This window comes from Vibrio sp. 1151_11 (assembly GCF_029478525.1).
Lineage (GTDB): Bacteria > Pseudomonadota > Gammaproteobacteria > Enterobacterales > Vibrionaceae > Vibrio > Vibrio anguillarum.
In genome coordinates this window covers 251,148-277,373 of record NZ_SHMN01000001.1, presented here as the reverse complement: position 1 = coordinate 277,373, position 26,226 = coordinate 251,148, and the positions used below count along the sequence as shown (strand labels likewise).

At 45.9% G+C, this 26,226-nt stretch carries 19 protein-coding genes; 9 read left to right on the top strand and 10 right to left on the bottom strand.

Annotation, left to right across the window (positions count from 1 at the left end):
• Positions 1 to 97 precede the first annotated feature (97 nt).
• Both EXZ60_RS01140 and EXZ60_RS01135 read left to right on the top strand, forming a co-directional pair.
• A complete protein-coding gene (locus EXZ60_RS01140) occupies positions 98 to 1,333 on the top strand; it encodes an outer membrane protein transport protein (protein WP_277435130.1) in 1,236 nt (411 codons plus the stop codon).
• Between the two features lie 15 nt (positions 1,334 to 1,348).
• Positions 1,349 to 3,682, top strand: a complete 2,334-nt coding sequence (locus EXZ60_RS01135; protein WP_277435129.1) for a VolA/Pla-1 family phospholipase — start codon at positions 1,349 to 1,351, stop codon at positions 3,680 to 3,682.
• Between the two features lie 195 nt (positions 3,683 to 3,877).
• Here the strand turns inward: EXZ60_RS01135 and EXZ60_RS01130 are convergent, their stop codons facing one another.
• From EXZ60_RS01130 to EXZ60_RS01105, 6 genes are all read right to left on the bottom strand, one after another.
• Positions 3,878 to 4,435, bottom strand: a complete 558-nt coding sequence (locus tag EXZ60_RS01130; protein ID WP_017042172.1) for a DUF1566 domain-containing protein — start codon at positions 4,433 to 4,435, stop codon at positions 3,878 to 3,880.
• Positions 4,432 to 5,892, bottom strand: a complete 1,461-nt coding sequence (locus tag EXZ60_RS01125; protein WP_088733138.1) for a DUF1566 domain-containing protein — start codon at positions 5,890 to 5,892, stop codon at positions 4,432 to 4,434. The genes EXZ60_RS01130 and EXZ60_RS01125 overlap by 4 nt, the downstream gene beginning before the upstream one ends.
• Positions 5,893 to 5,894: 2 nt before the next feature.
• Complete coding sequence (locus tag EXZ60_RS01120; protein WP_277435128.1) at positions 5,895 to 8,171, bottom strand: proprotein convertase P-domain-containing protein; 2,277 nt, start codon at positions 8,169 to 8,171, stop codon at positions 5,895 to 5,897.
• A gap of 9 nt (positions 8,172 to 8,180) precedes the next feature.
• Entirely contained in the window at positions 8,181 to 10,322 is a 2,142-nt protein-coding gene (locus tag EXZ60_RS01115; protein WP_017045047.1) for a TonB-dependent hemoglobin/transferrin/lactoferrin family receptor, read from the bottom strand.
• Positions 10,323 to 12,335 (bottom strand): prolyl oligopeptidase family serine peptidase, encoded by a 2,013-nt coding sequence (locus EXZ60_RS01110; RefSeq protein ID WP_277435127.1) that lies wholly within the window; start codon positions 12,333 to 12,335, stop codon positions 10,323 to 10,325.
• Between the two features lie 256 nt (positions 12,336 to 12,591).
• Positions 12,592 to 13,938: a DEAD/DEAH box helicase gene (locus tag EXZ60_RS01105; protein WP_088733584.1), complete on the bottom strand. Its 1,347-nt coding sequence runs from the start codon at positions 13,936 to 13,938 to the stop codon at positions 12,592 to 12,594.
• A gap of 395 nt (positions 13,939 to 14,333) precedes the next feature.
• Between EXZ60_RS01105 and EXZ60_RS01100 the strand changes: the two genes are divergently transcribed.
• Positions 14,334 to 14,603, top strand: a complete 270-nt coding sequence (locus tag EXZ60_RS01100) for an Lpp/OprI family alanine-zipper lipoprotein (protein ID WP_026027153.1) — start codon at positions 14,334 to 14,336, stop codon at positions 14,601 to 14,603.
• A gap of 108 nt (positions 14,604 to 14,711) precedes the next feature.
• On the opposite strand, the gene EXZ60_RS01095 is transcribed toward EXZ60_RS01100, so the two are convergent.
• Genes EXZ60_RS01095 through EXZ60_RS01080 form a run of 4 tightly spaced genes read right to left on the bottom strand, consistent with a single transcriptional unit; the run spans position 14,712 to position 18,846 of the window.
• Complete coding sequence (locus tag EXZ60_RS01095) at positions 14,712 to 15,635, bottom strand: L,D-transpeptidase family protein (protein WP_017049254.1); 924 nt, start codon at positions 15,633 to 15,635, stop codon at positions 14,712 to 14,714.
• A gap of 5 nt (positions 15,636 to 15,640) precedes the next feature.
• Positions 15,641 to 17,053 (bottom strand): deoxyribodipyrimidine photo-lyase, encoded by a 1,413-nt coding sequence (phrB, locus tag EXZ60_RS01090; RefSeq protein ID WP_277435126.1) that lies wholly within the window; start codon positions 17,051 to 17,053, stop codon positions 15,641 to 15,643.
• 16 nt (positions 17,054 to 17,069) lie between these two features.
• Positions 17,070 to 17,903, bottom strand: coding sequence for a MerR family transcriptional regulator (locus tag EXZ60_RS01085; RefSeq protein WP_277435125.1), 834 nt, complete (start codon positions 17,901 to 17,903; stop codon positions 17,070 to 17,072).
• On the bottom strand, positions 17,893 to 18,846 hold the full coding sequence (locus EXZ60_RS01080) for a DUF523 and DUF1722 domain-containing protein (protein WP_026027151.1): 954 nt from the start codon (positions 18,844 to 18,846) through the stop codon (positions 17,893 to 17,895). The genes EXZ60_RS01085 and EXZ60_RS01080 overlap by 11 nt, the downstream gene beginning before the upstream one ends.
• A gap of 311 nt (positions 18,847 to 19,157) precedes the next feature.
• On the opposite strand from EXZ60_RS01080, the gene deoD reads away from it, so the two are divergent.
• The 6 genes from deoD (at position 19,158) to EXZ60_RS01050 (ending at position 26,189) form a co-directional block, all read left to right on the top strand.
• Positions 19,158 to 19,868, top strand: a complete 711-nt coding sequence (gene deoD, locus EXZ60_RS01075) for a purine-nucleoside phosphorylase (RefSeq protein WP_013868368.1) — start codon at positions 19,158 to 19,160, stop codon at positions 19,866 to 19,868.
• A gap of 60 nt (positions 19,869 to 19,928) precedes the next feature.
• Positions 19,929 to 21,398, top strand: a complete 1,470-nt coding sequence (locus EXZ60_RS01070; protein ID WP_194664042.1) for an IS1 family transposase — start codon at positions 19,929 to 19,931, stop codon at positions 21,396 to 21,398.
• Between the two features lie 163 nt (positions 21,399 to 21,561).
• Positions 21,562 to 23,049 carry a hypothetical protein gene (locus tag EXZ60_RS01065; RefSeq protein WP_013868366.1) on the top strand — a complete coding sequence of 496 codons (1,488 nt, stop codon included), beginning with the start codon at positions 21,562 to 21,564 and terminating at the stop codon, positions 23,047 to 23,049.
• The gene (locus EXZ60_RS01060) at positions 23,030 to 24,610 is read left to right on the top strand and encodes a diguanylate cyclase (RefSeq protein ID WP_277435124.1); all 1,581 of its coding nucleotides are present in this window, start codon (positions 23,030 to 23,032) and stop codon (positions 24,608 to 24,610) included. The genes EXZ60_RS01065 and EXZ60_RS01060 overlap by 20 nt, the downstream gene beginning before the upstream one ends.
• Positions 24,611 to 24,672: 62 nt before the next feature.
• Positions 24,673 to 25,059 (top strand): DUF3302 domain-containing protein, encoded by a 387-nt coding sequence (locus EXZ60_RS01055; RefSeq protein WP_088729371.1) that lies wholly within the window; start codon positions 24,673 to 24,675, stop codon positions 25,057 to 25,059.
• Positions 25,059 to 26,189, top strand: a complete 1,131-nt coding sequence (locus EXZ60_RS01050; RefSeq protein WP_017045041.1) for an HlyD family secretion protein — start codon at positions 25,059 to 25,061, stop codon at positions 26,187 to 26,189. The genes EXZ60_RS01055 and EXZ60_RS01050 overlap by 1 nt, the downstream gene beginning before the upstream one ends.
• Positions 26,190 to 26,226: the final 37 nt, after the last annotated feature.

Here is a 26,226-nt window from a genome sequence, read left to right as displayed (position 1 = left end):
GAAATAAAGACATCATATTCTTTGACATATAAGCAACACAAAATTAACATCTCGCATTGCAATGCCATTACCATAACAAGGCCTTAGGAGGTCGAGAATGATCATCAAACCCCGCACGCTACTCGCGCTATCAATATTGACAGCGTTTAATGTTCACTCTGCAGGCTTCCAAGTGGCAGAGCATTCAGCCTCAGGGCTAGGACGTGCTTTCTCTGGTGAAGGAGCGGTGGCCGATAACGCGAGTGTGATTGCTCACAACCCCGCAGCCATGACACGGTTTGATACAACACAGTTTTCTGGTGCACTATCCATCGTTGACCCAGAGGTTGATATATATGATGTGAAAAACCAACAGAAAATGAACGATGTTGCACCACTGCAAGTCGTTCCCGCGGCTTACTACGTCAGTCCAATCAATGAAAAATGGGCTTGGGGGATGGGAATATTCACTACTTACGGCGTCGCTACAGACTACCCTAATGATATTTATGCAGGCGATCTTGCAGGCGATACTTCTCTTCTTTCTGTCAATTTAAACCCGAATATTGCCTACCGTGTTAACGAACAGCTTAGTCTCGCTGCGGGTGTTAACCTCGTCTATGCCGAAGCAAAACTGACACGACATAAAGGTGCTTTAGCCGTATTTACTGGCGGCTCTGCCTCTGACAACCTAGTCGGAATGACTGGAGAAACCGTGGCTTTGGGCTGGAACATAGGTAGCTTATATGAGTTCAACCAAAACCACCGTGTCGGTTTTGCTTACCGCTCTGCTGTTGATCTGGATTTTGATGATGGTGAGTTTTCAAGCTATAGCTCAGGTGTTGCAACAAACGCTGTTGTTGAAGGACGTTTAAAAATCACGCTACCTGCGATGTGGGAAGTTTCCGCATTTCACCAACTCACTGATAGCGTGGCGTTGCATTACGGGTACCAACGTACCGACTGGAGTTCATTCAAAGAGTTAAAGGCAACGTCATCACAATGTACCAACGGAGAGTGTTTTTATAAATCTGAAAAGTATGAAGACAGTGGCCGTTGGTCATTGGGCTCAACTTATCAATTAAACTCGACTTGGACATTACGCGCCGGTTTTGCTTTTGATGAACAAGCTGGCGAAGCCACATTGAGTATTCCAGATAGCGATCGTTATTGGTATTCAGCGGGCGTGAGCTACGTGATCAGCGACTCGCTATCCATTGATGCGGGTTTTGCACTGGTGAAAAGTAAAAGCGGCACGTTTACCGAAACCAACAAACTCAATGAAACATTGACGTTTGAATCGCAAGGGACTGCTTACCTTAGCGCTATTCAACTTAACTACACGTTCAACTAAACTCAGGGACAAGTCATGCTTAAAACAACATTCAAAATATCGCTGCTCTGCTCTGTGTTATGGTTAGTCGGTTGTGGTGATGAAACGAACAGTTCGGGAGCAAGCACAACACCCACTTACGAAGCCTACATTCAAGACGCGTTAACACGCGACACCAGCATAAAGTTCACGCTCAGTGGCGCAAACGCAAATGTACCACTGCCCTCTTTTGCACTCATGAATGCCAAAGACGGCACGTTAGAAATTCCAACCAAGGGTGATGACGCCTTAACCAATCCAGTCGCCGCCATGGGCACCATGGATGGTTGGTCAACATCAATGCCACTGTTTTTAGACTTTGAAGGCGTAGGATTGGCTGACGGTCTTATCTCTAACGGTATTTATTTAATTGAACTGACCGACAGTATGATTGGCAGCCCAACGGTTAAAAATGTGCTGACATTGAACACCAACTTTACTGCCATCGCCAGTGCCAGCAGCGATAAAATTGCAATCGTACCAAACAAAGCGCTCAACCCTGCCAGTGAATATATTTTAGCCGTGACAGATGAGATTACCGATGTAAATGGCAATATTGCAGGCACATCCAGCAGCTACGCCGCGTTGAAGTCTAAAGTGAAAATCTATACCGATGATAAGCTAGGGGCATTACAAAAAGTGACCCAAGGCGTGGAAAGCATTTTCGCTTTGACAGGGGTGGATCAAACCAAGATTATTTATTCAACTTGGTTTAGTACTCAATCTGTTGGTCAGACACTTTACAGTGTGAAAGGCGCCACCGCCGCAGGCCTTGCAACGACAGATATTGGCAATATTTGGAAGCAAGGTGCGAACCCAAACAACCTTAATTTGAGCGCCGCTTACACCATGAGCTTTGGTGCTACAACCGATTTTGTAACCGCACTTGATAACGATGCAAATTTTCAAGCTTACATTGGCGCAGAAAAAACAACCGCTAAAGCGTTTATTAAAAATGAATACACCAGCAGTTATCACGTTAATGTCACGACTGGAACGGTTAAGCTCCCTTATTATTTAGAGAAAGGAAGCAACTGGAACTCACAGCCGTTTGAATCAGCAATGCCAAGTTTGGCCTTGATTAAAAATGCTTTGGCAGATGACAATGAAAAAGCCACCATCGCCAATCAGCTCATTGCTAACAATATCGACGTGACTCAACTAGCAACCAGCCCAAGTGAACAGCTTAAGCTAGTGGGATTGACCCTCACAAAGTCTGATGGCAGCCCACTCGATCCTCAGCGCATCATTACACGCTATAGCCCTGTACCTAAGGTGAAATCGTTAGAAGACGTTGATTTCTTACTGTTTACTCCTAACGCGGGAACAAACTGGCCGATCGTGATTTACCAACACGGTATAACTTCTGTTAAAGAAGATGCGTACTTCACAGCAGCACATTTAGCCAATGCTGGTATCGCCGTGATTGCCATTGATCAACCACTGCATGGTGCTCGCAGTTTAGATGCACAGCGCTCAGCTAATGCCGATATTCTAGCGTACCTCAATTTGAACAACTTGGCCGTCGCTCGTGACAACACGCGTCAGAGTATCTTAGATATCATGGGGCTGCGTGCGGCCATTACTTACTCACGAAGTGCAGGATTGTTTGTTGGTTCTCAATTAGCAAACGCAGCCAATACCGAGACGACACCACCAAAATTCCTTGGCCACTCATTGGGAGGAATCGTCGGCTTAAGCGCTGTCGCGAACGCGAACCGCACTATCGGTGATGCTAGTGGTGATGCGCTGTATAAATTCTCTGGAATGGCCATTGCAAACTCAGGTGGTCAAATCGGTAACTTGTTAATGGGTTCAGCAAACTATGGCCCACTCATTAAACATAATCTCGCCTTAAGTGCGAGCCCCAAATACAAAGCATTCGCCGACCAATACTGTCCAGGTTTAACAGAGAAAGTTTGCTACACCACGTTTGAAAACACAGCATCTGCTTCAGACAAAACGGCGCTGCAAAGCCAGTTGGATCAATTTACCTACGCGACTCAAACCTTGCTCGATACTATGGATCCATACACAAACGCAAGTTACCTAATCAGTGGTGGAACCGCGACAATCCCTACTTATTTATTGCAAGTGGCGGGAGACGAGAGTGTGCCTAACAATGTCACAAATACACGTGCAGGCACCGAACCCCTAGCAACACTATTGGGATTAGCCAACGCAGTACCCTCTGATGTAATCACTAATACGTCTAAAGTCTTCGTGAAAATGGACAGTGGTACACACACAACCTTTCTCGCACCACAAGACGCGGCCGATGCCGTGCTTCGCGCTGGAGCGCTATCACAACTGGCTATTTTCTTGAACTAACCTAGTAAACCGTCCGTTTACTTATTCAAACAGCTTCCTTGTTTGGAAGCTGTTTGAATTCTCCATCTGCCCTATCTCAACAACTATGGATCAAATCTTAGGTGCTGCTGAAGTGAAACAAAACACCGATCGTCATGTCAACATGACATGACTGATCGTTTCCCTGACAGCGTAAGTGGCGTCATTTCATAACAATTATTCTTCAGCCACCAGCAAAACACCAAATTCAAAGTTCGGTGCGTAGTGGTAAATTTCGCCATTGACGGAATCAAAAGACCACACCTGACCACTCGCTAGATGGGGTGATTGGCTCCATAAATACGACAAGATATTGCCTGTCTCATACTTAAAGCCTTGGGCAAATGCTCTGCTATTCATCGCTGGGCCAAAACACGCCATTTCAGTCAATGACACTAACTCTTTAATATTCGGCAATCGCCATTCGGCTTGGCTGGCAAATTGGTGCAATGCATGTCGGCTTTGAGGATGGTTGATAGCCGCCACTTCTTGCAAAGCACTTTGCCAACGAAACCCGGTCGCTTCGCCATCACACTGCTCCGTAGCGGCGTTCCATGTTTTACCAACTTGGCAACGCATCCACGTTAAGCCAGTGAGCTTATCTTTGATTGTCCCCTGCTCGCTGTAGACATAGCGCGTGTTGGGTGCGCTTTTCGTCATATCAGGAGAACACTCTTGGGCGACGCCGACAGCAGAAAAGATCAAGCAAGAAGCCGCGATTAAATGAGATTTCATTGGTTGTTCTCCTTGGTTGCAACAACTCGAATCGGCGAGACATAAGACGGGTCATTGTCCGCCGCCGTACTGCTGGAGTAGAGCTCAATTGGGCTACGTTCCCCTTTGGTTGCACCAGACAGCGCCGTGTAAAGATATTGCATCGAACCATCGCTTTGAAATTGAGAGGTATTGAGATAAGCAATGCCAGAAGTCCACGTATGCCCATCAAAAAATTCGGTGTTCTGCGGCTGATGCGGGAAATAATCTTTGTTGAAACCAACTGCATCGTCACCCACTTCACCTAAATCGAGCATCATGTATTGCTCGCTGTTGGTCGGTAAACGCCACGTTTGTAACCCGCACAATTTATCTTGATTGATACGATTGACGTAATCTTGCGTAGTGCAAATAGCATCACCTGCCGCCTGACAGGAAGCAGCCGTCACATCTTTTGCAAAAGGGATAAACTTGTCGGCAACTTCTAATGCAAACAACCGTTCTTTATAGTTCAAAGACGCCGCATCTTCTGACTTCACTTCCCAAATAAGTCCACTGTAAACATCTTTAACGCATGACCAATCGCTCGCGTCTGCCTCAAGTTCATTGCCAGCCGCATCTAATTTGATGAACGCAAAGCTCTTACCCGTCACGCCATTTTTGGCGGTAATATCTAGGCCATATTCAGCATCTTGACCGGGATAATCAGCATCAGCCCGCGCTTGTGCGCCTTGATCGGAATAGAACTGAATAATGCCCGTGTCTTGCAGAGGTCGCTCTTCCGATACTTGCGCCATCAATGTATTAGCATATTCGGTCATCTTTTCGCCAGAAACGTTCTCAGAGGCAATCAGTGGTGTATTTTTTGCCATGGTTTGCCCAAGCGTTGCCAGCAAATCAATTCGTTCACTTGCTTTCGCTTTTTGGAGCAACACGACAGCATTGGCATCCAATATTGCCAATGCTGTGTGGCTAAAGTTTTGTGAAATATCACCATTCACTTCAACGCCTAATTGCAAAAGCTGCTCGGCAAGCAAGCGATTCGCTTCTTTCTCCGTATTTCCATCCAGCATAATGCCGGCAAAAATAGAACTCACACCGTTGAGGATGTTGCCACTGCTTTTGCCCAGCGCCGGCGCAATCAGGATCGATGATTGGCTGGTTTGGCGACTTCTCGTCATGACACTAATGCCAGTAGAAACGTCAGCCACAATAGGAAAACGGTAGATTTGAGTGCTGTCACTCGTGAGGGTGTAGCGCCCTTGGCTATCGGCTTGCGTGCTGATTTCGCCCACATCACAGGCAAAGTTTTGGTTAGAATCAATGCAGACAGTGGCATCAAGTGCGACGTTTTGCGCTTGAATTTGCCCGCTAATTTTATGGCTGGGTAAAGATGTATTGGCTACATCTCCACTTCCACCGCCACCACAACCAGCCAGTAAAAGTGCCAGCGAAAGTGTTGAAAGTCTTAAGTGCATAGTTATGTGTTCTTCAGTTTAAGTGAAAAAATAGCCAACAAATTACGTCGTCTTATGGCGAATGCCGCGAGAGGAAGTAATAAGAGCAGTGAAGTCGAACCGCCACCTGTTTCAGGTGAAAGTGCATTGGTCACAGGTTGAGGGCATTGATAGCCCGCTAGGCGGCCTACCCCCCATTCAATCAAGGTGCCGAAATTTCCCGGGTTGTAGTCAACCACTTCCAAACGCCAGTAGCCGCTTAGGGCTTCGCCTTGTAAAGAGCCCAATATGGCATCATGTGCCAGCACCCAATAGTCATCAAAACCATTGATGGCCGATGGTGCTTGGTTGAGTAATTCGACGCGTGTCCCTGCGGGTGAAATTAAGGTAACGCGCAGCTCTTGTAGCTCTGGGTGCGATAACTGCAGGCGAACCACAAAATCTTCATCAATCAATACGTTGCCAACATCGATCGTCAAGCCATAGCTCTTAAATCCGGACGTAACCGTGTCTGCACCGTCAATACTGGCGTCTTTCAATACTGAATTTATGGCCACTGGCGGCGTTGCAAGCTGTGGCTTACCCACGATAAACGATAAAGTTTGCTTGTCAGATTGCATCGCAAGGTACGGTTGATATTGATAACTCGATTCAAGTTGTAGAGTCTGTTTGACTCCGCAGGTGTAGGTGGTTGGCAGCGCGATGCTCCATTGCTGCTGCTGGAATTTTTCGCTAGCGAAAGTAACGGTTTCACCTTGCAAAGTGGCTACCGTTTGTAAACTTGCTTGGCGATCCGTGGCCTGAATGTGCACGTTCAGCGGATCCGTTGGCATCACAAATCGACGTTCCAACAGGAATTTGAAGGGTTCTTGGACTAAGTTATGTTGCTTAAATTGCTGTAATAGCATCGCATCATAAGCGCGATGCGGGTACAGCTGTTTGGCGGTATACAGCATGCTTTCACTCAAATCATGCATTTTTAGACCACGACCTAAGCCGTACATTGATTCAAGAACAATACGGTCAAATTCAGAAAACGCTTCTTGACCGTACTCATTCACGGCCTGTTTCAGCGCTTGAAATAAAGGGGTAGACCACAATTCGTCACCCAACTCACCTGCAACACTTTCATGCGCTCGATACTCTGCGGATGCAAAATATTTTGCCCGCTGATTCCACAAACTGCGTGTCGAAATACGAGAACCAAAATAGCCATCCCAATTAAACACGGTGTCAATTTCGAACGCTTTTCCTTGTGTATACTGGCGGCGAAAACTGTGCGAACCCGCCCAATAGTCACCAAAGCCTTCACCAATCGCGCCCGAATGTCCATAAGCCCAATCGGGAACGATTTGATAATGAATTCCATGCCCAAGCTCATGGGTAACCACGTCGGCATCTAATGCATCGGGCGAGCCCCCAACACCAAACAACACCGCTTTCGGGCCAACATAATAAGAAGAGTTGTTGCTAGATAAACCTCTCGCATCAAACCTCACGGGTTCACTAAACAGGGAAAAACCGAGCTGTTTGGTATAATCAATCGATTGATCAAGATGGTAAAAAGCCATCAACTGTACAAAGCGATCATCCAGCATTTCCATGGAGAGAATTTCAGCATCTGAGTTCCATTGCGCCACGTCTTCAGCGCTAAGTAAGCCAACACCGCTATCAACCCACTGCTTGGCATCATCTTGTTGCTGTATGGCGGTGGCATCAACTTGTCGTACTCGTTCATTGGCTAAGTAATATTTACCTGCACTTTGCAACATCTCGACATTCACACTTTGGTAGTGCGGCTGGTTTGGGTAATCAGCAAGGTCATTCCACGCCGAATCTGGTGCAGGCAGTTGATCCATGGTTCTTAAATCGGGGTCAAAAAGTTGCACATTGATGCTCTGCACATCTCCTGATGAGAGCGAAGGCGGTTCATTCGCCATCAATCGGCGGGGCGATTCGAGCTCTGCCGCTACCAATGCAACGCCATCTCGCTCGACTGTATTGTGCAAACTTTTGAACACGCGCGTCACTACGCCAGACTGATCGGTCGAGAGCACTAACGCTTTTTGCGGTTGGTATTGGCCGTTCTGCCATACATCAAAGTTGTAATGATTTCCCAGTAAACTCTCGGTTTGATAACGAAACTTCAGTGTCCCAACATCAGGATAAAGCGAGCTCAAATACAGCTCAGCCGACTCTTTCGTTGCAATGATCGTTTTCGCCAGTGGATAGTCCCACTCCCCCGCAAAAGCGGAATGGCTCAAGCATAGCAAGGTGCTCAGAACGATAATTTTTTTCATCTCTAGCTCCTAAAACACGTATTTAGCCGTAGCGGTAAAGTAACGCCCGGGCTCAGTGGAATAGAGAGTTTGACTTTGACTTACACCCGCGACGTCTTGATAACGAACGTATTCACGGTCGAATAGGTTCATGATGTTGAGACTCACATCAAGGTCACGCATCACTTGATAACTCACGCCAAGATCGACCGTAGACCATGCCGACGTTTGCGCGCATTGCGCTTTACGGCCTATATCATCAGAGCATGCTGGTGCTCGATCCATCGAGCTCGCCCAGTTCCAACGTGCGTAGGCATCCCAATCTTGCTGCTGGTAATTTAGTTGTCCATTTCCTTCCCACGGCGTGATGGTACGGACGTATTCATCTTGATCATCTTTACCATCCACATAACCCGCTTTGAACGTGGTTGACCATTGTTGATTCAGTTGATGGGCGAAGGTGAACTCCACACCATACGTTTCGACGCCATTAATATTTTGGTACTGCTTGATCCAAGCGCCTCTATCGCTATCAAATCCCACATCTTTGGTGTCCATGAAATTGTCAAAGAGAGAGTAAAAAACCGCGACATAAGCTTGAGATTGGCCATTATCGTATTTTGAACCCAACTCAAAACTATCACTGGTTTCAGCCTGTAAATTCATGTTCGGCGCGATAAAAAACGGCGTCAGTGGAACAAAGCTGTGGTCTGCCGCACCGTAGGCTTTGTCATAGGTCGGAGCGCGGTAGCCGTGGTTGTAACTGAGGTAACTGTTGAATGATGGCGTCCACTGGTAAGCTACGGATGCGCTCGGTGACCATTCACTGGTTTGAATTTCACTAACAGCAAAACCAGCAATAGGTTGCTCTGACTGAGGAGTAAGGTTATTCAAATCAAAACGTAAACCAGCGCTAAATGTCCACTGGTTAAGGCTGAATCTATCTTGCAAATAGACGCCCAAACCATAGGCCTTCGCCGGTGCAAACGGAATAATATTTTCGTAGGTTTCCCCATTGGAATCCTTGGTATCCACGTGACGAGGGCGTTCATAACGATTGGTATTAAGCACTGCACCGTAAATAAATTGGTGTTCGATGTTGTGGACTCGTGCTGCTTTTTCTAAATCAACCGATAGCCCTATCAACTGATCAGAAAAACTTTCATCGCGTCTCTCACGACGAAATTCAAGGGTGTCGAAAAAGGCATGTTCTTTGGTCAATAAGCGATTGGTTTGAGTATCACTTTGACTATCACGCCAGTAAAGCTTGGCGTCCACATGGTCTGCCCAGAAAGAAAGGGTATCTAATTGCACCCCCAATGATGCCGATAAGGTTTGGTGCTGTTCCTGTTCAAAAAATTCTTTGCTTTCCCATTTGTCATCGCGTTGAATGGAAGCAATGCCTTCTTTGCGGATGTTTTCATCTTTATAGGCGTTAAATTTTGCACTGAGTAACAGCGAATCATTGACCATGTGATCGTGGGCTAACGATGCACTGAATCCTTCAATATCTCGGTTATAGAGATCTTGGTTAAAGTTGCGAGTCTCTTCGCCTTGCCAATATGAAATGGTCACCAAGCTTTCACCATTTCCATTGCGCACCGCTAGCGTGCTACTGCTCTTATATTGATTGCTGATCCCTGTGTAGGAGCCAGAGGCATCAATATAGAAATCACGTCCTTGCAAATAATCCGCCGGCGATTTTGTGGTGACAACCACAACGCCGCCGATCGCGCCTGAACCATGAATGGTAGACCCTGCCCCTTTCACAACCTCAATGCTTTTTATGTTGTCTAAGGCGAAAGTATTGCGGCCTACTTTGTCGTTAATGTCATTGGCACCATAGCCGTCCGATGCGGCGACGCCATCTTGAATGATCGCAATGCGGTTGCCCGTCATCCCTCGAATCGTGATGTTTTGTGGCCGGCCAGCGCCACCCGTAACACTGATTCCGGGTTCATGACTCAATACATCATACAGTTCTGTCGCGCCTTGTTTTTCAATGGTTTCACCGTCAATCGCTGATATTGAGCCGGCGACTTTTGACAGCGGCTGTTCTACTTTATTGGCACTCACCACCACTTCTTCAAGCTTGGTTAGGCTGAATTCGGCATGCACTGACCCTACCGCAAGCACGCTAAGCACCGCTGCGGTGATTGGAGAAAGCTTCATTTACTGCTCCGCTTTTTTGTTTTTATCTATGGTAAGAAGAAAGGTGTATTCCACGGCCTGTTGCTGTAGTGCCTTACGTGAATCGCTACTGTGCCCGCTATTGAAGTCCGTCCATAACAAGTAAGGCCCGATACCCGTACTCATCATCGACATTTTTTCTATGTATTTCGCGCCTTCCCAATAAGGGACACGGCTATCAAACCACCCGACACGGACGAGGGTTGGCGGATAAGGTTTGGCTTGTATATTGAGTAGTGGGTCATAAGCTTCAATTGCTGAGCGTTGCAATGGCTGGCTAGGATCTCCCCACTCTTCTCGCTGCTGCACCGAGAGTGAAGAGGAGTCTTCTGTGGACATGCTTCTAAGCACATCCACAAAAGGCACTTGCAGCACCACTCCAGCAAAAAGTGCTGGGTTTTGATTAACCGCCGCCGCAACTAAGGTTCCACCAGCGCTGCCGCCAATCGCATAAATAGCGCGTTGGCCGTTATTAAAATGCTGCAACGAAGAGGCGACGTTAAGAAAATCTGAGATGCCTATTTTTTTCAGAATGCCAGACCCAGCGCGGTGCCATGATTCACCGTGATAACCACCACCGCGCACATGAGCAATCGCATAAATTACGCCTTGATCCAATAAACTGATCACTTGTGGCATAAAATACGGACGCATAGTGACGCCATACGCGCCGTAGCCATAAAGAAAGACGCTGGACTGTGCGCTCAAGGTGTCTTTTCGGTACGCCAAAGTGACAGGAATAGCCACGCCATCAACATCCACCACAATCTGTTGTGACTCATACTGTTCCGGTAAATAAGCAGGATAGTGGTCTTGACCCAGTCGCTTCCATTGTAAGCTTGCCACATCAAACTCACGCCAAACTCCTGCAGAAACCATCGACATTGAACGCACGCGCAGTTTATTGCTTTGCCAATCACCGTTACGAGAGACCCAAGCGACCTCACTTTCTGTTGCCAAAGGCTGTGATGCTCTCAACTTTCCATGCTGATCCATAATGGCCAGTTGAGAATGCTGTGCTTGGTTGGTTTTAACCACAACGCCAGCTTGATATAAATAAAAATTATCCAGCGTGGAATGATCATCTGGCGCATAAAAAAGCTGCCAAGGGTTTTCATTCATGCTCAGTAATCGACGGTAGAGTGCAAACTTGCCGTTGAGGTTACTATTGATGTAGAGCCAGCCATTAGCAACGTCTGCGTAGTATTCAATACCCGGCTGTGCGGCACGAAGCGGAAGGCTTAAGTGAGAGCTGTTGGTCTCTAAAATACGTTGTTCACTGCTGTTTTCGTTGTTGACTTGCACGAGGGCAAAATGCGGATCCGCCGCCAAATAGAGAGACACGATCCACTGCGGATCAGCCCACTCCCATAGGGTTTTTGTCTGCTTGCTCAGCACATCATAGCGCTGCAATAAGCTAGAAGAACGGCTTTCTTCTGCCGCCAAAAAATAGAGATATTGGCCATTTTCAGACCAAATCGCTTGAGTCGTTGCAGATTGGCTAAGCACGATTTCCTGCTTCGATACACGATCCACCAGCGTCAGCGTGTAGTGCTCTTCGCCAGTAAAATCTTCGCTTAATGCAATAAAGCGGTCCCCTTTTGCCACCGCCCAATTGGCTAACTGGTAATAATCTGATTGCTGCTGTCTTACACTGATATTGACCAAGCGCTCAATTGGGCTGTCTTCTGCGGTCTTTTTAACAACAAAACGTTCACCCTTAATTACTTGATCATGATAGTAATTTTGGTACTGGATGAGCCAAGGTGTCGGTGCTTTTACGCTCTGACTCTCTGACCATGTTTTAACTAGTGCATTAGAAAGTGGTGCGGCTTGATTGAGCCACTGTTGTGTTTTTTTATTGTGGTCTTCAAGGTGTGCTCGAACCTTAGGCTGGCTACGCGAGCCATCTTCCAGCCACTGTAGTAACTCACCATAAGATGAATGAAAACAAGACAAACCAACAACAAAAGCAATGATATTGAGTAATTTCATTATGATCAGTGAAAACATAGCCAATTATTATAATGAGGCGCAGCTTGCCACTAAACGATAATGAGATCAATTATCATTTTTATATAAAATAGAGAAATTATGAAATTTATAAGGGTGAACGTTTGCGTGTATATAAAAACACCGCCAATTTGGCGGTGTTTTTATAATTAGGGTGAGGTTGTCTCAGCAAATACTGGCATTGAGTCCGTCAGCAGATTCGATTGACCGAAAGGTCACGCTGACAAGACGCTCGCGGCTACTCATCGTCAACTTTAGGTGCAACTCTCTTTTTCGGCACAAATACCGCATCACCCACTGCCACATTCTGATAAAAGGTTTTATCGCGTTTAACGGGCTTCTTATTGGCGGTGTGCGCCTTGGGCTTAGTACTTTTAGTCTTAGCGGCTGCGTTTTTCTTAAAGGCCGGAACGCGTGGTTTTAGTCCGGTAAATTTACCTTTCAGATCATCAAATTGAGAGAACTCGATATCTTGCTGCAAAAAGGCTTCCACGCGCTTGAAGCTGTCCCAATCTTTTGGGCCAACCAGCGAGATTGCATCACCTTTATTACCCGCACGGCCTGTACGACCAACACGGTGCACATACTCTTCCGTATGTTTGGGCATATCAAAGTTAATCACGTGCGTCACGTTCGCGATATCAAGGCCACGTGAAGCCACATCCGTCGTGACCAAAATTTTAAAGACGGCGCGCTCAAACTGGCTCATGATGGTGTTGCGCTGGTTTTGATTTAAGTTACCACTCAACGCAACAGCTTTCAGTTTCTGCTCGTTGAGTTTAAGCGTTAAACGCTCAGTATCAGAACGAGTTGCGGTAAAAATGATCACTTGTCGATATTCGGCTTCTTGCAGCACGCGTTCGAGTAAGGCTTCTTTGTGATCGAGATGATCACAGAGGTAGAATTTTTGGGTGATGTCTTTATGCTCTTCGTTGGCAACACCAATCGAAATGCGTTTTGGATCTTTAAGCAACTCGGTACCAAAGTCATTCACTTGGCCGTGATCAAGCGTTGCGGAAAACATCAGTGTTTGGCGACGACGGTGGTTCGCTGCATGATGAATACGGCGTAGTTCCGGAGCAAAACCTAGGTCCAGCATGCGGTCAGCTTCATCAAGGATCAGCGTATCTAAACCATCAAGACGCAACGAGCGGTGCTCTAAGTGATCCGCTAAACGACCAGGAGTCGCCACAATAAAACGGGGGAAACGGCGCAGTGCTTTTACTTGGTCGTTAAAGTTTTCACCGCCCACAATCAGCGTTGCTTCGTAGCTCAACCCACTGAGCATAGTACGTAGCTCACCGTACACTTGTTTGGCCAACTCACGTGTCGGAGCGAGAATCAGAGCTCTAGGGTCTTTTGCTGATAACGCTTTAGTTTTGAGAGACTTATGCAGCATTGGCAAAACAAACGCTAATGTTTTACCCGAACCAGTCTTAGAGGATGCCAACAAATCTTTACCTGCAATCGCCACGGGAACCGCTTGTTGTTGGATCTCTGTCGCTTGTTTGAAGTCATAGTGTTTGAGGGTCTTCAATAAGCGATTATCTAAGCCTAAATCTTTAAACTGCAAAGGATTCTCCAAAAATTTGTAAAGTTGCCACAATAAATAGGGCAAGAGGTCAAAATGAAAACGCAATATGATAGCCCGAAAGGCGCTTAGATAGATAGAGATCACATAAAAATAATCAGCACGCACACTTTTTCAAGGCATAAGAAGATAGAAAATACGTCTCTTAACGATGAGACATAGCGGAGTAAATGGGCATAAATTGAAATTCTTGGATTATTTTGACGTTCGGCTACTGGGTGAACGCTAGAATAGTGTCTACAATTGAGTTCGTCACTATATGATGATTTCCAAAAAAGCGTATACCCAAACGACTTGACGTTGCAGGTAAACAGCACCGCTGTAGCTTCAAGTAGGAAAAGTATAATAGGGCATCATTGATAATAATCTTACAAACAAGGAGTTCAATAATGAATAAGATGTTAATTGCAGCTGCAGCCTCTTCTGTACTTCTACTTGCTGGTTGTGCATCAGGCCCTGATGACGCAGCAATGACGAAAATGGATCAGCTAAGCAACCAAGTTAGCCAACTCAGTGATCAAATTTCTGCACTTAAGAGCGAGCAATCGACACTTTCGTCTAAAGTAAGCCAAGCGGCTGATGCCGCTGCCGCTGCGCAAGAAGAAGCGGCTCGTGCAAACGAGCGTATCGATAATATTGCTCAGTCATACACGAAATAATTTCGTTATATTCCATAGCTGAAATTCCTTAAAAGGCTTGTTAATTCAAGCCTTTTTTATTGCTGCTATTACATGGTTCACCATTAATGAACTCATCAACTTCTTTAATTACTCCAATGAGGTTGAAAAATCTGCAGCCACAACTTCGACAGGCACACCATTTTGCGCCAAGATCACCGCTCTCGCTTTCGCATCTGATTTGTTAAATTCATCCAACCACCAGCGAAGTTCTTGCGGTACCTGCAACTCTTTTTTACTGCCGTTACTGCGCGTTAAAGGTTCATGAGCTTCAAGAAATACGCTTCGATCTGGCTCTAAGGCTAATTTTATCGGCTCATCAATTACTTTCACTTTCTCGCCACGCTGAACCTGCTTAAACAGCCATTCAATATCCTTGGGATCCATACGAATACAACCTGAGCTGACTCTCATACCAATACCAAAATCTTTGTTGGTACCGTGGATCAAATAATCACCCGCACCATAAGCGAGACGAAGCGCGTATTCGCCAAGCGGGTTATCTGGCCCAGCAGGCACCACCGCAGGCAGTTCAATACCTTTCGCTTTATATTCAGTGCGGATCGATTGAGGAGGTGTCCAAGTTGGGTTCGGCCGTTTTTGGCTGATAGTGGTTTCCATTTCGGGCGTGTCACGACCAATACGGCCAATACCGACGGGGAAAATATGCACTTTGCGTTTTTCAGGCTCAAAGTAATAGAGCCGCAGTTCCGCTAAGTTGATGACGATGCCTTCGTAAGCCACGTGCGGTAAAATAATTTGTGACGGAATGGTTAGCACAAACTCTTGCTGCGGCAAAAATGGGTCAATTCCTTTGTTAGCCGCCATCAAAGATAAAAACCCAACATCGTACTGTTTTGCAATTTGCGCTAAGGTTTCGCCCTGCTCAATCACGTGATATTGAGTTCGGCCAACCATGCTACTGCCTTCGGCAGGAAAATCATAAGTCGCGGCAAACGCGTTCACACTGAGCGCACCCCAGCAACAACACAAAGAGAGTAGCTTGCGTAGCATGGTGATCAGGTATCCTTGGCGTCTTTATAGATCTGTAAGGTTATCTCTCTTTCTACTTTATGATCAACCATTGGCGCGGGATATGACAAGGAATTGACGGCAGGGAATTTCCAAGGCGTGTGGATGTACTTATCTGGCAACGAAGCCAATTCAGGTACCCACTGACGAATAAAATCACCTTTCGGATCAAAACGTTCCCCTTGGCTGGTAGGGTTAAAAATTCGAAAATAAGGTTGCCCATCACACCCAGTTGAAGCGCACCACTGCCAACCGCCATTGTTGGATGCATAATCGCCATCCACTAATGTTTGCATAAAATATTGTTCACCAAGTCGCCAATCGATATGCAGATCTTTGGTTAGAAAACTGGCCACCACCATCCTTAATCGGTTATGCATCCACCCCGTTTTATTGAGTTGGCGCATCGCCGCATCGACAATAGGGAACCCGGTTTGCCCCTGCTGCCAACGTTCAAAGGCCGTTGAGTTCTCCCACCAAGATACATGTTTCCCCCAAGGTGCAAAATCTTTTCCTTTGCAGAGATCAGGACGAAACCCGATCAGATGCTGATAGAATTCACGCCAAATGATTTCGCTCAACCAAGTTTGCGCCCCTTCAGACAACCCAATATGTTGCGATTCAGCGTATAGACGCGCCATACATTGACGCGCAGAAAGCGCCCCTATTGCGAGATAAGGTGACAGTGCGCTGGTCGAATCCAACGCGGGAAAATCACGCTGCTGGTGGTAATTCTGTACCTTATCACGGCAAAACTGGCGTAATTTAGCGCGAATTGCATCGAACTCGACCACCCAATGATCACTGCTGATGCGTGGATAGCTGAACGAGCGGTGTTCGCTCCACAGCAACGGCTCAAGATCCTTTATGGGTTTATAATGTGCAGAAATAGGCGTTGGTAAAATTTGAGGAATAGCCGCTTGTGATAACCACGCTCGTTTAAAAGGCGTAAAGACTTTGAAATAATCACCTTGCTTGTTTTTGACCAAACCGGGGGCAATAATGCACTTATCGTCGTATGCTCGCCACTCGATCTGGCGCTCTAGGCAAAACTGGCTCGCCATCTCATCACGCTGCAACTCATTGATTTCATACTCGCGATTAACCAACACAACGCTGGCATTAAGCTGCTTAGCAATAGTGGCAATCTGCTGCGCAGCATCAGCGTAATCATCAACTTCCTCATACAGCAGAGCAATATTGAGTGCTTGCAGTTCACGTTGCAGCTCAAATAAACGCCGATAAATAAGATCCGCCTGCATCGGAGCAAGATGGTGTTTTTGCCACTGTGCTGGCGTTGCAATGAATACGGCAACAACAGGTTCTTCGCCATCAATGGCGGCATGTAATGCCGTATTATCAACGGATCGTAAATCTCGGCGCAGCCAGAGTAATTTCACTGTACATCCTTACTGATTAATCTAACGAATGGTGCAGACGAGCAACCACATCTGACAACGCAAGCTTATCTCCCAGTGAGATACGCAATTTCCGTAACGCTTGAACTTGCTGCTCGGTTAACGCTCGATTGGCAAACAGCGCAACCTGTTGGTAGTTTGCTAAAGCATCATGATCAACAAGAGCGGTAAGATCTTCGACACCATCTAAGATAGTGAGGTTATACCCAGCTTCCACCTTTCCCACGAACCATAACCAAGCCAGTATGCTCGATGTTGGATCAAGATTAACGCAAAGACATTTTCCTTTAGTTGCCGCTTTGTTTTCCGCTTCAATGATCGAGCTCAACTTGCTTATCATCAGTGCCTGAAAAAGCCCTTTTTGCAAACTGCGCAGCGGTCCTTTAACCCGCTCTAACGTGTCGATGACAGGAAAGACAAACTGCTGCTCAACAATCTCTAACGGATACTCTTTCAATACTGTAGCAATGGTTGATTCCGCTTTGCCTTTATTGAGATCCACTAAAGCTTGCAGCAATTGTTCTTGCTCTAAAAGCTCTGAACCATGATTTGCCAAAGTATCGATGATGCTTTCACTGCCACTAAGCAATGCACTCACTTTGCCAATCGAAACCCCTTTCGCCAGCCAGCCTTGAATAGTGCGAATCGTCGCAATATCCTCTTGTGAATAAAGGCGATGCCCTTTTTCCGTGCGCTGTGGCTGAACGAGGTGATAGCGGCGCTGCCATGCACGCAAGGTAACGGGCTTTACTCCAGTCATCTCGGCAACGTCTCGAATAGCGTATAATTTTTCAGTCATCATGTTTTCAGTCAGTGGGTTCTCATAGTCCATAACGTAACCTTAGCGTTTGTGGATAAGGCGATAAATAGTGCTGTTGCTGCAGATAAGCATCGGGATACATTTTTATGTAATGTTTGAGCAACGTAATAGGCGCAAGTAAAGGAAGCTCGCCAGTTCGATAGTCATCAATCAATTGCGCTAACTCCACTTTCTGCTCTTTGTTTAAGGCTCGTTTGAAATAACCCTGAATGTGCATCAAAACATTGGTGTTATTTTTACGGCTCGCTCTGTGTTTAAGCGCATCCATTAGCCCTTGGCGATAGTGCTCAATAAAATACTGTGGCGGATGCTGCTTAACTTCAGCCACCAAACGGCCGAGTTCTCGATACGCTTGCGGGTGATGCGCCATTAACGTCAATTTGTAACGTGAATGAAAGGCCACCACTTTGCCCGGTGTCGGGTTGTCACCTATCGATTGATAAAAGTCATGTAAACAGTAGACACGCGTAATGAAGTTTTCGCGAAGCACAGGATCATGCAAACGGCCATCTTCCTCTACAGGCAACCACGGCATTTTACGCATCAAAGTGGCGGTATAAAGCCCAACACCCTCTTTGTCTGCTCGTTGATGCTTATAGACTTTGACTCTTTCCATGCCACATGTCGGGGATTTCGCACAAACGATATAACCACACAATTTCATCAATTCGAGCTCATCAACTTTTCGTTCTGAGAAATCGAACATGGCTTGCGTGTAATCTTTGGTTTCATCTTTAGTTTCAACCAGCGCTAAACGCTCTTCGTGAGAGATCAGGCGAATGGTAGGCCTTGGCACGGTTAAGCCAATCGCAACCTCTGGGCAAACGGGTATGAAAGAGAAATAATTCGTTAACTCTTTGGTCACAAAGTCACTCGCTTTGTGGCCAGAATCAAAACGGACTTGCTCTCCCAGCACACATGCACTGATCCCGATACGAATTTCTGGATTACTCATCGCCGCCTCATATACAAAAATATTTGTTGTATAATATATAGCACACTCCAACCACCTTATACAAAATATATTTATGTACACATAAAAGGTAAACGTTTACCCAAATCGATTGCCTTACCACTTTCAACACTTTTAGTTATCAATGAGCCACAAAAAGGGTATTAACCTCCATTCTGTGACAAATCTCTCAAGGAACAGTGTCAGGTCTAGCTAGTATTGCCTCAACAAAACACATCAGATTCAACAGAATTAGTAATTTAATCCACTTATTGCGGATAAATCGCTGACTCGAAAACTTTGGAGTAACAACGATGGCAACCCCACACATTAATGCGCAAGTTGGTGATTTCGCTGAAACCGTTCTAATGCCAGGCGATCCATTACGTGCAAAATACATTGCTGAAACTTTTTTAGATGATGCTAAACAGGTTTGTGATGTTCGCAGTATGTTCGGTTATACCGGTACTTATAAGGGTAAAAAAGTATCCGTTATGGGCCACGGTATGGGCATTCCATCATGCTCGATTTATGTTCACGAGTTGATTTCAGAATACGGTGTAAAAAATATCATCCGTATTGGTAGCTGTGGCGCAGTTCGTGACGATGTCAATCTAATGGATATCGTTATTGGTATGGGTGCTTCAACCGATTCCAAAGTTAACCGCATCCGTTTTAACAACCACGATTTTGCCGCGATTGCGGATTACGGATTGCTTGAAACAGCCGTCAATCAAGCACGCGCACAAAACGTGCCCGTGAAGGTAGGCAACGTGTTTTCCGCTGATCTGTTCTACACACCTGAAGGTGATTTATTCGAAAAAATGAATAAGCTTGGCATCTTAGGTGTGGATATGGAAGCGGCCGGTATTTATGGCGTTGCAGCGGATCTAGGCGCAAAAGCATTGACGATTCTTACGGTGTCAGACCACATCATTCGCGGTGAGAAATTAAGCTCTGAAGATCGCCAAACCTCTTTTAACGACATGATGAAAGTCGCGCTTGAAACAGCGATTAGTATCTAATTTTTAAACCTCAGCTGCTCACCCAAATTGGCAGCCTTAAATTACCCCGAGGGGGCGATTGTGTCCAACGACCAACTACCCAAGGACGCAGATGGTTTACAACTCAACTTTTGTAAAACATTGGCGTGTGACAACTTTGGACTGAGTGAAGCCGAACGGTACGTTCTGCAGCGCGTAAACCCGAAGCGTCCAACGATGGTTTGTCGTGAATGTGGAGCTTTCCCCCCCTTACTTAACAACCGAGAAGTGTTAAACGAATTACACCGTTTAAGGCAGCTTCACAGCGACGGGTTGCCCGCTTGTCGCAGTGATGATTGCCAAAATTTCGGTTTATCTGTTCATACGCACAAACACCTCTATCACGCTTTTGGCTACAGCGGCGATCGCCAGCGATACCGTTGCAAAGCTTGTCAGAGTACCTTTGTTGATAAGTGGTCAGGAGCCAACAAAAAACTCGTTTTTCAAGAAACCTTACTCGGCCTACTCTTCATGAGTTATTCGGTGCGAGAGATTTGCCGTAAATTATCCATCAACCCAAAAACGTTTTATGATCATGTCGAGCACATTGCCAGTCGCTGTCGGCGAAAACTGGCCATGATTGATGCGCGTTGGGTGAATCATGCAAACCAATATGAGCTGGCTTGCAATTACATCCCGCTCCAGCCCCATAGCGACAACGGCGTATTGTGGTTTGCAACAGGTGAAGCCAAAACAGGTTATATACTCTGTCAGCACGTAAACTATTCCGCCAATGAAGAGCCTGCAGGCGAGCTTGATCACAACCCCTATCACTCGCCCGCGCGTTTTGTTTCTCGTGAACATTCATCCGAAGCGAATCTACCTACTCCTGACGCATCTCCGCTGTTACGTGAGCGTATTGATCAGAAATACCAAACAATTTTAGCCCGCGGTAATGTTGAAGACCCCATGGGTAACCTCACCACTTTTCATTACCCTTCTAAAGGTGCCTTGATACGCCCTCCTTACACCTCTTATGCTCACTTCCTCCACGTGCTGGATTTGTGCCTTGAAGATAAGCGAGTTTCTATCTATCTGCCTCAAGATCCGGTTTTACGTTCTGCCGCATTGAGCGTCTGTTTGCCGCGAATCAAGCGTAAGAATGTTGACTTGATGTACGTTGAGGAAGATCCGCAATGGCAAAATGGACATTCCGTGAATAAAACGGACATTGTTCACATGGGATGGTGGCGAGATCGCTGGGCTATTGCCAATCAGGCACAGGCTGCCAAAGGTGTTTGCTATTTGGCAGGAGACAATCCAACACCCGAAGCTTGGCTCGATAAAGCATCGATTAAGCAAACAGAGTTCTATCAAAAACGCTTCCAACTGTTATTCGAAAGCTTTATCAACGAACCGAGGCGCAAACTTCGCCCTGGCGGCCTACAACCAATGCTGGATATTTTTCGTGCTTGGCACAATCTGTGCTACCAAGATAAATATGGATTCACCGCCGCCCAAAATTTGGAATTAACTAAACATCCACTGACATTGAAAGAACTACTCTCTTAGATTTTTAGGTTATATTTAGACTGTGGATTGTGAAGTAGCGCAGATTATTGTGGTAATGAATAACCAATGCACCCACTTTTGGGAAAGTAAATAGTGCGCTTTAACGTTGGCTTCATATAATGAATCGGTGACTTAGGCTTCTTACTTTTGAGGAACAGCCCGTTTGGATAAAAGCCAATACCTTCTTGAAATTGAAATAGAACAGCTTAGAGCCCGTATTGAAACTGAGCCGGAGAAGGTGTCGATCGTCGCGGAGCAGTGTTTATTGAGAGCACAGCAGATCTTTTTCCCAGAAGGGGCGATTCAATGTTTGATCATTTTATCTCGCTGCGCTTGGTGTCTAATGGACTACCGCGTGGGTTTAAAATACATTAAAGAAGCCTTATCCACTCAAAATACCCTCGATACTGATGATTGCCTTCCCGAAATTCTGCATATTCACGCGCTGCAACTTTGGGGTCAGGCAAAATATTATACCGCCCAACAATATTGGATAAATGCCTTAGAACAATCAGCTCTGGTTGATGAAGTTGATATCCAGATAGAGTGCCTCATTGGTCTGGGTAATGTTTGGCGTATTACCAACGAATATCAACTTTCATGTTCAACACACGAGCTAGCCGTTAAAGTCGCTAATAATGCCCGTATCCATTGGTTAGAAGGCAAAGCCCGTATTCTGTGGGCATGGGATCTCTATCTACTTAACCAATACATCGATATGCTGACCGTACTCGATGGTGCCGAAGAAGCGCTACAGGATCATCCCGATAAAACTTGGCAAGCCGAGGTTTGGGATTTTCGCGGCTTAGCACTGCTCGGACTAGAACGAATCGAAGATGCGGAAGCGGCAACCACCAAAGCACTCGAACTTGCTGTTGAGCATAACCTTGTGTGGATGAAGGCTCACTCATTCATTAGTCGAGCTCGTTTGGAACTGCTGAGAAAAGACTCCAAGAAAGCAACTGAGCTGTTGCTTCTTGCTGAAGCCTCTGCTGCTTCATTTGATAAAGGTGAGCTACTTTCACAAATTTGCTACCAACAATCCCTAGTCGCAGAGCAGCGTGGTGATTTTAAAGCTTCTTTAGCCTCATTTAAGAAATATCGCCAATTTACGGTTGAGATGCTTCGAGAACAAACGGCGCGCATTGGCCTTGATAAAGCAAGAGCCTCTAAGCGACAACTTGAGCAACGAGCACGTAAACTCATTAACCGTATTCGTGGTCAACACGAATACGACCCAGAGAAACATCTCTCCAATGTGGTTTCAGAGACTTATTGGTGGGAACAACTCATGCTGTTCAAGACCGAGTTGAAGCATTCTAATCACGCCGTCATTGTCATCCAACATAACGACTCAAAGTACCTCGATGTATGTACCGAGATTGCCCACTCGCTCTGTAACCAAAAAGATCTCGTTTCTCGTTTAAGTAGCGAACGCTTAGCGCTGCTTCTTGCCGATAAAGGCGATGCAGCGCTGCACGTCTTCCATGTATTGGCTAAGATGATTGAAATATACCCCTGGGAAAGAAAAGGATTAACGGGATCGCTACCTCAAGTGATGTTCCAAGACATTTTGAGTTTCCCATTCACATTAGAACAACTGGAAGACAGTCAACCTCAGGAATGGTCGCATGGAAGTACTGCTCAGTAAGATTAAAGATACGGGTTTGGATGCCACCTCCGTTTCCGGAGAAGAGGCCATCATTTTCTGGAATCACGTCCGACAACATATAGCCTCAACATCAAAAGAAAAAGCACTTAGCTACATCATCAGTGCAGAGTATCGTTCAGAACTGCATCAGTCGTCCGCCAGCATAGAGGAGCTTCGTCACGCCTTAGCATTACTTGAATTGCCTAAGGACGCCGAAATTATTTTGTCTGTGAAAAGCAGTTTGAGCGATCGCCTAATGGAAAGCGGTGAATTTGCCGCAGCGCTCAACGAATATGTGTCCGCTTCTAATATTGCCGTCGACACAGGTTACATTGACGAATATGTACTAGCCGTCATTGGCATGGGTAACCTGTGTGATGCTTATGGCGAGCACAGCCGAGCCCTTCGTTACTATCAAAAAATTGATAGTATTGATCACGCAATCACCAGCCGCTCATTACGCCTGCGTTATAAACTTTACATGCTATCGTGTTACATTCAACTGCACCGAATCTCCGCCGCCACCGACCTAATTAAAGAGTGTGAAGAGCTGAGTATTTTGGTCAGCGATAAAATTCTTACCGGGCAAATTTCACTCTATCAAGCTCAACTTTATCTTCATCAGGATCAAGTCGATAAAGCGCTCATTACGCTCTCTAGTGTTCAGTACAGTGCTGGGAATATGAATTCCACCTGGCTATCGAATATGATTCGAATTGAAACGGCCAACTGCCTGGCTAAAATAGGCAAAAGTCATATTGCCAATATGATGCTGGCCAGTACAGACAAACGTCTGCAACGATACACGTCACCCACGATGGCCAAGCAGCTGTATCGAGCATTCAGTGCCGTGTGCGAGCGCCAAGGCCTTTATCAAGCCGCCCTGATTTATGAAAAAAAAGGCTTTCGAATTGAAACTGATCTGATGAAAAACATCCCGATTAGTGAGCTGGGGGCCAATCAACTGCGTCGCTTATCGCGCTTTGAATTGCAATTGAAATTGATCTTATCTGAGATTGAAAATCGCGAGCTCAAAGAAACCACAGAACATCAAAAGAATGCCGTAGCCCAACTTCAACAGGATGTATTCACTGACCCACTCACCACTTTACACAACCGCCGCTGGTTAGATGTAAAGCTGAAAGACCTACTGCTTCATGAGAAGCTATTTGCATTTCTAGTCATTGATATTGACCATTTTAAATCGATTAATGATGAACTTAGTCACTTGGTTGGTGACAAAGCGATAGTCAATGTTTCACGTGAGTTGAAAAACTACTTTAAATTCCGAGGCTCCTCCTGTGTCCGTTTTGGTGGAGAAGAGTTTCTGGTGATTTTAGAAGATTGCTCGCTCGACCAAGCTGAAATGCATGCCGAAAACTATCGAGAACGCATATTCCAATTTGGTTGGCACGATATTCTAGGTGAGCGCGGCTTAACCGTCAGTATCGGTATAACCTTGCATCGAGATGGTGAAAATACACAACGCACATTCTACCGCGCCGACAAAGCCTTATATCGCGCGAAAGCGAATGGCCGCAACCAAGTGTGCACTGAGTAACTTTCCATCACGTTAAGCTATTGGCTGCCGTTTACACTCGTCATTGAAATACAGGAGCAACTATGTTTTTAGATTACTTTGCCCTTGGTCTACTGATTTTCGTAGCCTTGGTCATTTTTTATGGAATCATCGTCATTCATGATATCCCCTATGAAATCGCCAAAGAGCGCGACCATCCACATCAAGATGCCATTCATGTTTCTGGCTGGGTCAGTCTATTTACCTTACATGCAATCTGGCCATTTTTGTGGATTTGGGCAACCTTGTGGCGAAAAGATCGCGGGTGGGGGTTCACTAAACTTCAAGAAGAGCAGCACGATATTCATCATCGTGTCGATGAACTTATCGATCAAGTCGCAACACTCACTCGAGAATTACATGAGTTAAAAGCGAAGCCACCCGTTGCTCAAGCGAACATCGACCATGCCAGTAATCAGGAGACAAAATAATGGATTTACTTCTGATCATGACTTATGCCGCTTTATGTATTGCGATATTCAAAGTCTTTAAAATTCCATTAAATAAGTGGACCGTCCCTACCGCTGTATTAGGTGGCGTTATTTTGATCGGCACCCTGATCTTACTGATGAACTATAATCATCCTTTTACTCAATTGGGTAGCCAAGTTTTTTCCACAACACCTGTCGTCTCAGGAGTACGAGGAAGAGTGATTGAGGTTCCGGTACAAGCAAACCAGCCCTTAAAACAAGGTGATGTGCTTTTTAGAATTGACCCTGTGCCTTTTGAAGCGGAATTGGCAAAAATTGAAGCTCAGATCAAAGAGGCGAGCCAAGGTGCACTTGGCCTAGAATCGAATGTTTCTGAAGCTGCGGCAGCGAAAGTACAGGCCATCGCTGACCGGGATAAAGCACAACGTGAGTATGCTCGTTATCAACGTGGGTATGATAAAGGTGCATTCACCGAACAAGATCTTGATACCCGTCGCCAAGCTTATAAAGCAGCAGAGGCAGCAGTAGAAGTCGCCCAAGCACGTCTAAATCAAGCCAATATCTCCTTAAACTCAGAAATCAATGGTGAGAATACTACCGTTGCTCGCCTGCTTGCCGATTTTAGACAAGCCCAATTCAACCTTGAACAAACCATTGTCAGAGCGCCTACTGATGGCTATGTGACGCAATTAGCTCTCAGACCAGGTGCGATGTCCGTACCATTACCCTTAGCGCCAATGATGACGTTTGTACACACAGAAGATAAAATCTACACAGCTGCATTTAGGCAAAATTCTCTTCAACGCCTAAAACCGGGCTTTGAAGCCGAGTTTTTGTTCAGAGCACTACCCGGAAAAGTCTTCAAAGGAGAGGTGGTTGAAATATTACCTGTTATTGGTGAAAGCCAGATCCAAGCACGAGGTACCTTGCTAGGAACTGAGGCATTACGTACCAATGGACGCGTACTCGTCACCCTTAAAATCACCGATGATTTAAGCGATTATCACCTGCCACTCGGTACTGCTTTTGAAGCCGCTATCTATTCAGACAGTTTCTCTCATGTCTCGATTATGCGTAAGGTACTCATCCGGATGAAAAGTTGGCAAAACTATCTCTACATAGATCATTAGATACCATCCGTCACGACATACGTTGAAAAACAGCCAA

Bases quoted from the DNA above. Each gene is read 5' to 3' on its own strand.
- EXZ60_RS01140 (WP_277435130.1), top strand. From the start codon at position 98: ATGATCATCAAACCCCGCACGCTACTCGCGCTATCAATATTGACAGCG.
- EXZ60_RS01135 (WP_277435129.1), top strand. From the start codon at position 1,349: ATGCTTAAAACAACATTCAAAATATCGCTGCTCTGCTCTGTGTTATGG.
- EXZ60_RS01130 (WP_017042172.1), bottom strand. From the start codon at position 4,435: ATGAAATCTCATTTAATCGCGGCTTCTTGCTTGATCTTTTCTGCTGTC.
- EXZ60_RS01125 (WP_088733138.1), bottom strand. From the start codon at position 5,892: ATGCACTTAAGACTTTCAACACTTTCGCTGGCACTTTTACTGGCTGGT.
- EXZ60_RS01120 (WP_277435128.1), bottom strand. From the start codon at position 8,171: ATGAAAAAAATTATCGTTCTGAGCACCTTGCTATGCTTGAGCCATTCC.
- EXZ60_RS01115 (WP_017045047.1), bottom strand. From the start codon at position 10,322: ATGAAGCTTTCTCCAATCACCGCAGCGGTGCTTAGCGTGCTTGCGGTA.
- EXZ60_RS01110 (WP_277435127.1), bottom strand. From the start codon at position 12,335: ATGAAATTACTCAATATCATTGCTTTTGTTGTTGGTTTGTCTTGTTTT.
- EXZ60_RS01100 (WP_026027153.1), top strand. From the start codon at position 14,334: ATGAATAAGATGTTAATTGCAGCTGCAGCCTCTTCTGTACTTCTACTT.
- EXZ60_RS01095 (WP_017049254.1), bottom strand. From the start codon at position 15,635: ATGCTACGCAAGCTACTCTCTTTGTGTTGTTGCTGGGGTGCGCTCAGT.
- EXZ60_RS01085 (WP_277435125.1), bottom strand. From the start codon at position 17,903: ATGGACTATGAGAACCCACTGACTGAAAACATGATGACTGAAAAATTA.
- EXZ60_RS01080 (WP_026027151.1), bottom strand. From the start codon at position 18,846: ATGAGTAATCCAGAAATTCGTATCGGGATCAGTGCATGTGTGCTGGGA.
- deoD (WP_013868368.1), top strand. From the start codon at position 19,158: ATGGCAACCCCACACATTAATGCGCAAGTTGGTGATTTCGCTGAAACC.
- EXZ60_RS01060 (WP_277435124.1), top strand. From the start codon at position 23,030: ATGGAAGTACTGCTCAGTAAGATTAAAGATACGGGTTTGGATGCCACC.
- EXZ60_RS01055 (WP_088729371.1), top strand. From the start codon at position 24,673: ATGTTTTTAGATTACTTTGCCCTTGGTCTACTGATTTTCGTAGCCTTG.
- EXZ60_RS01050 (WP_017045041.1), top strand. From the start codon at position 25,059: ATGGATTTACTTCTGATCATGACTTATGCCGCTTTATGTATTGCGATA.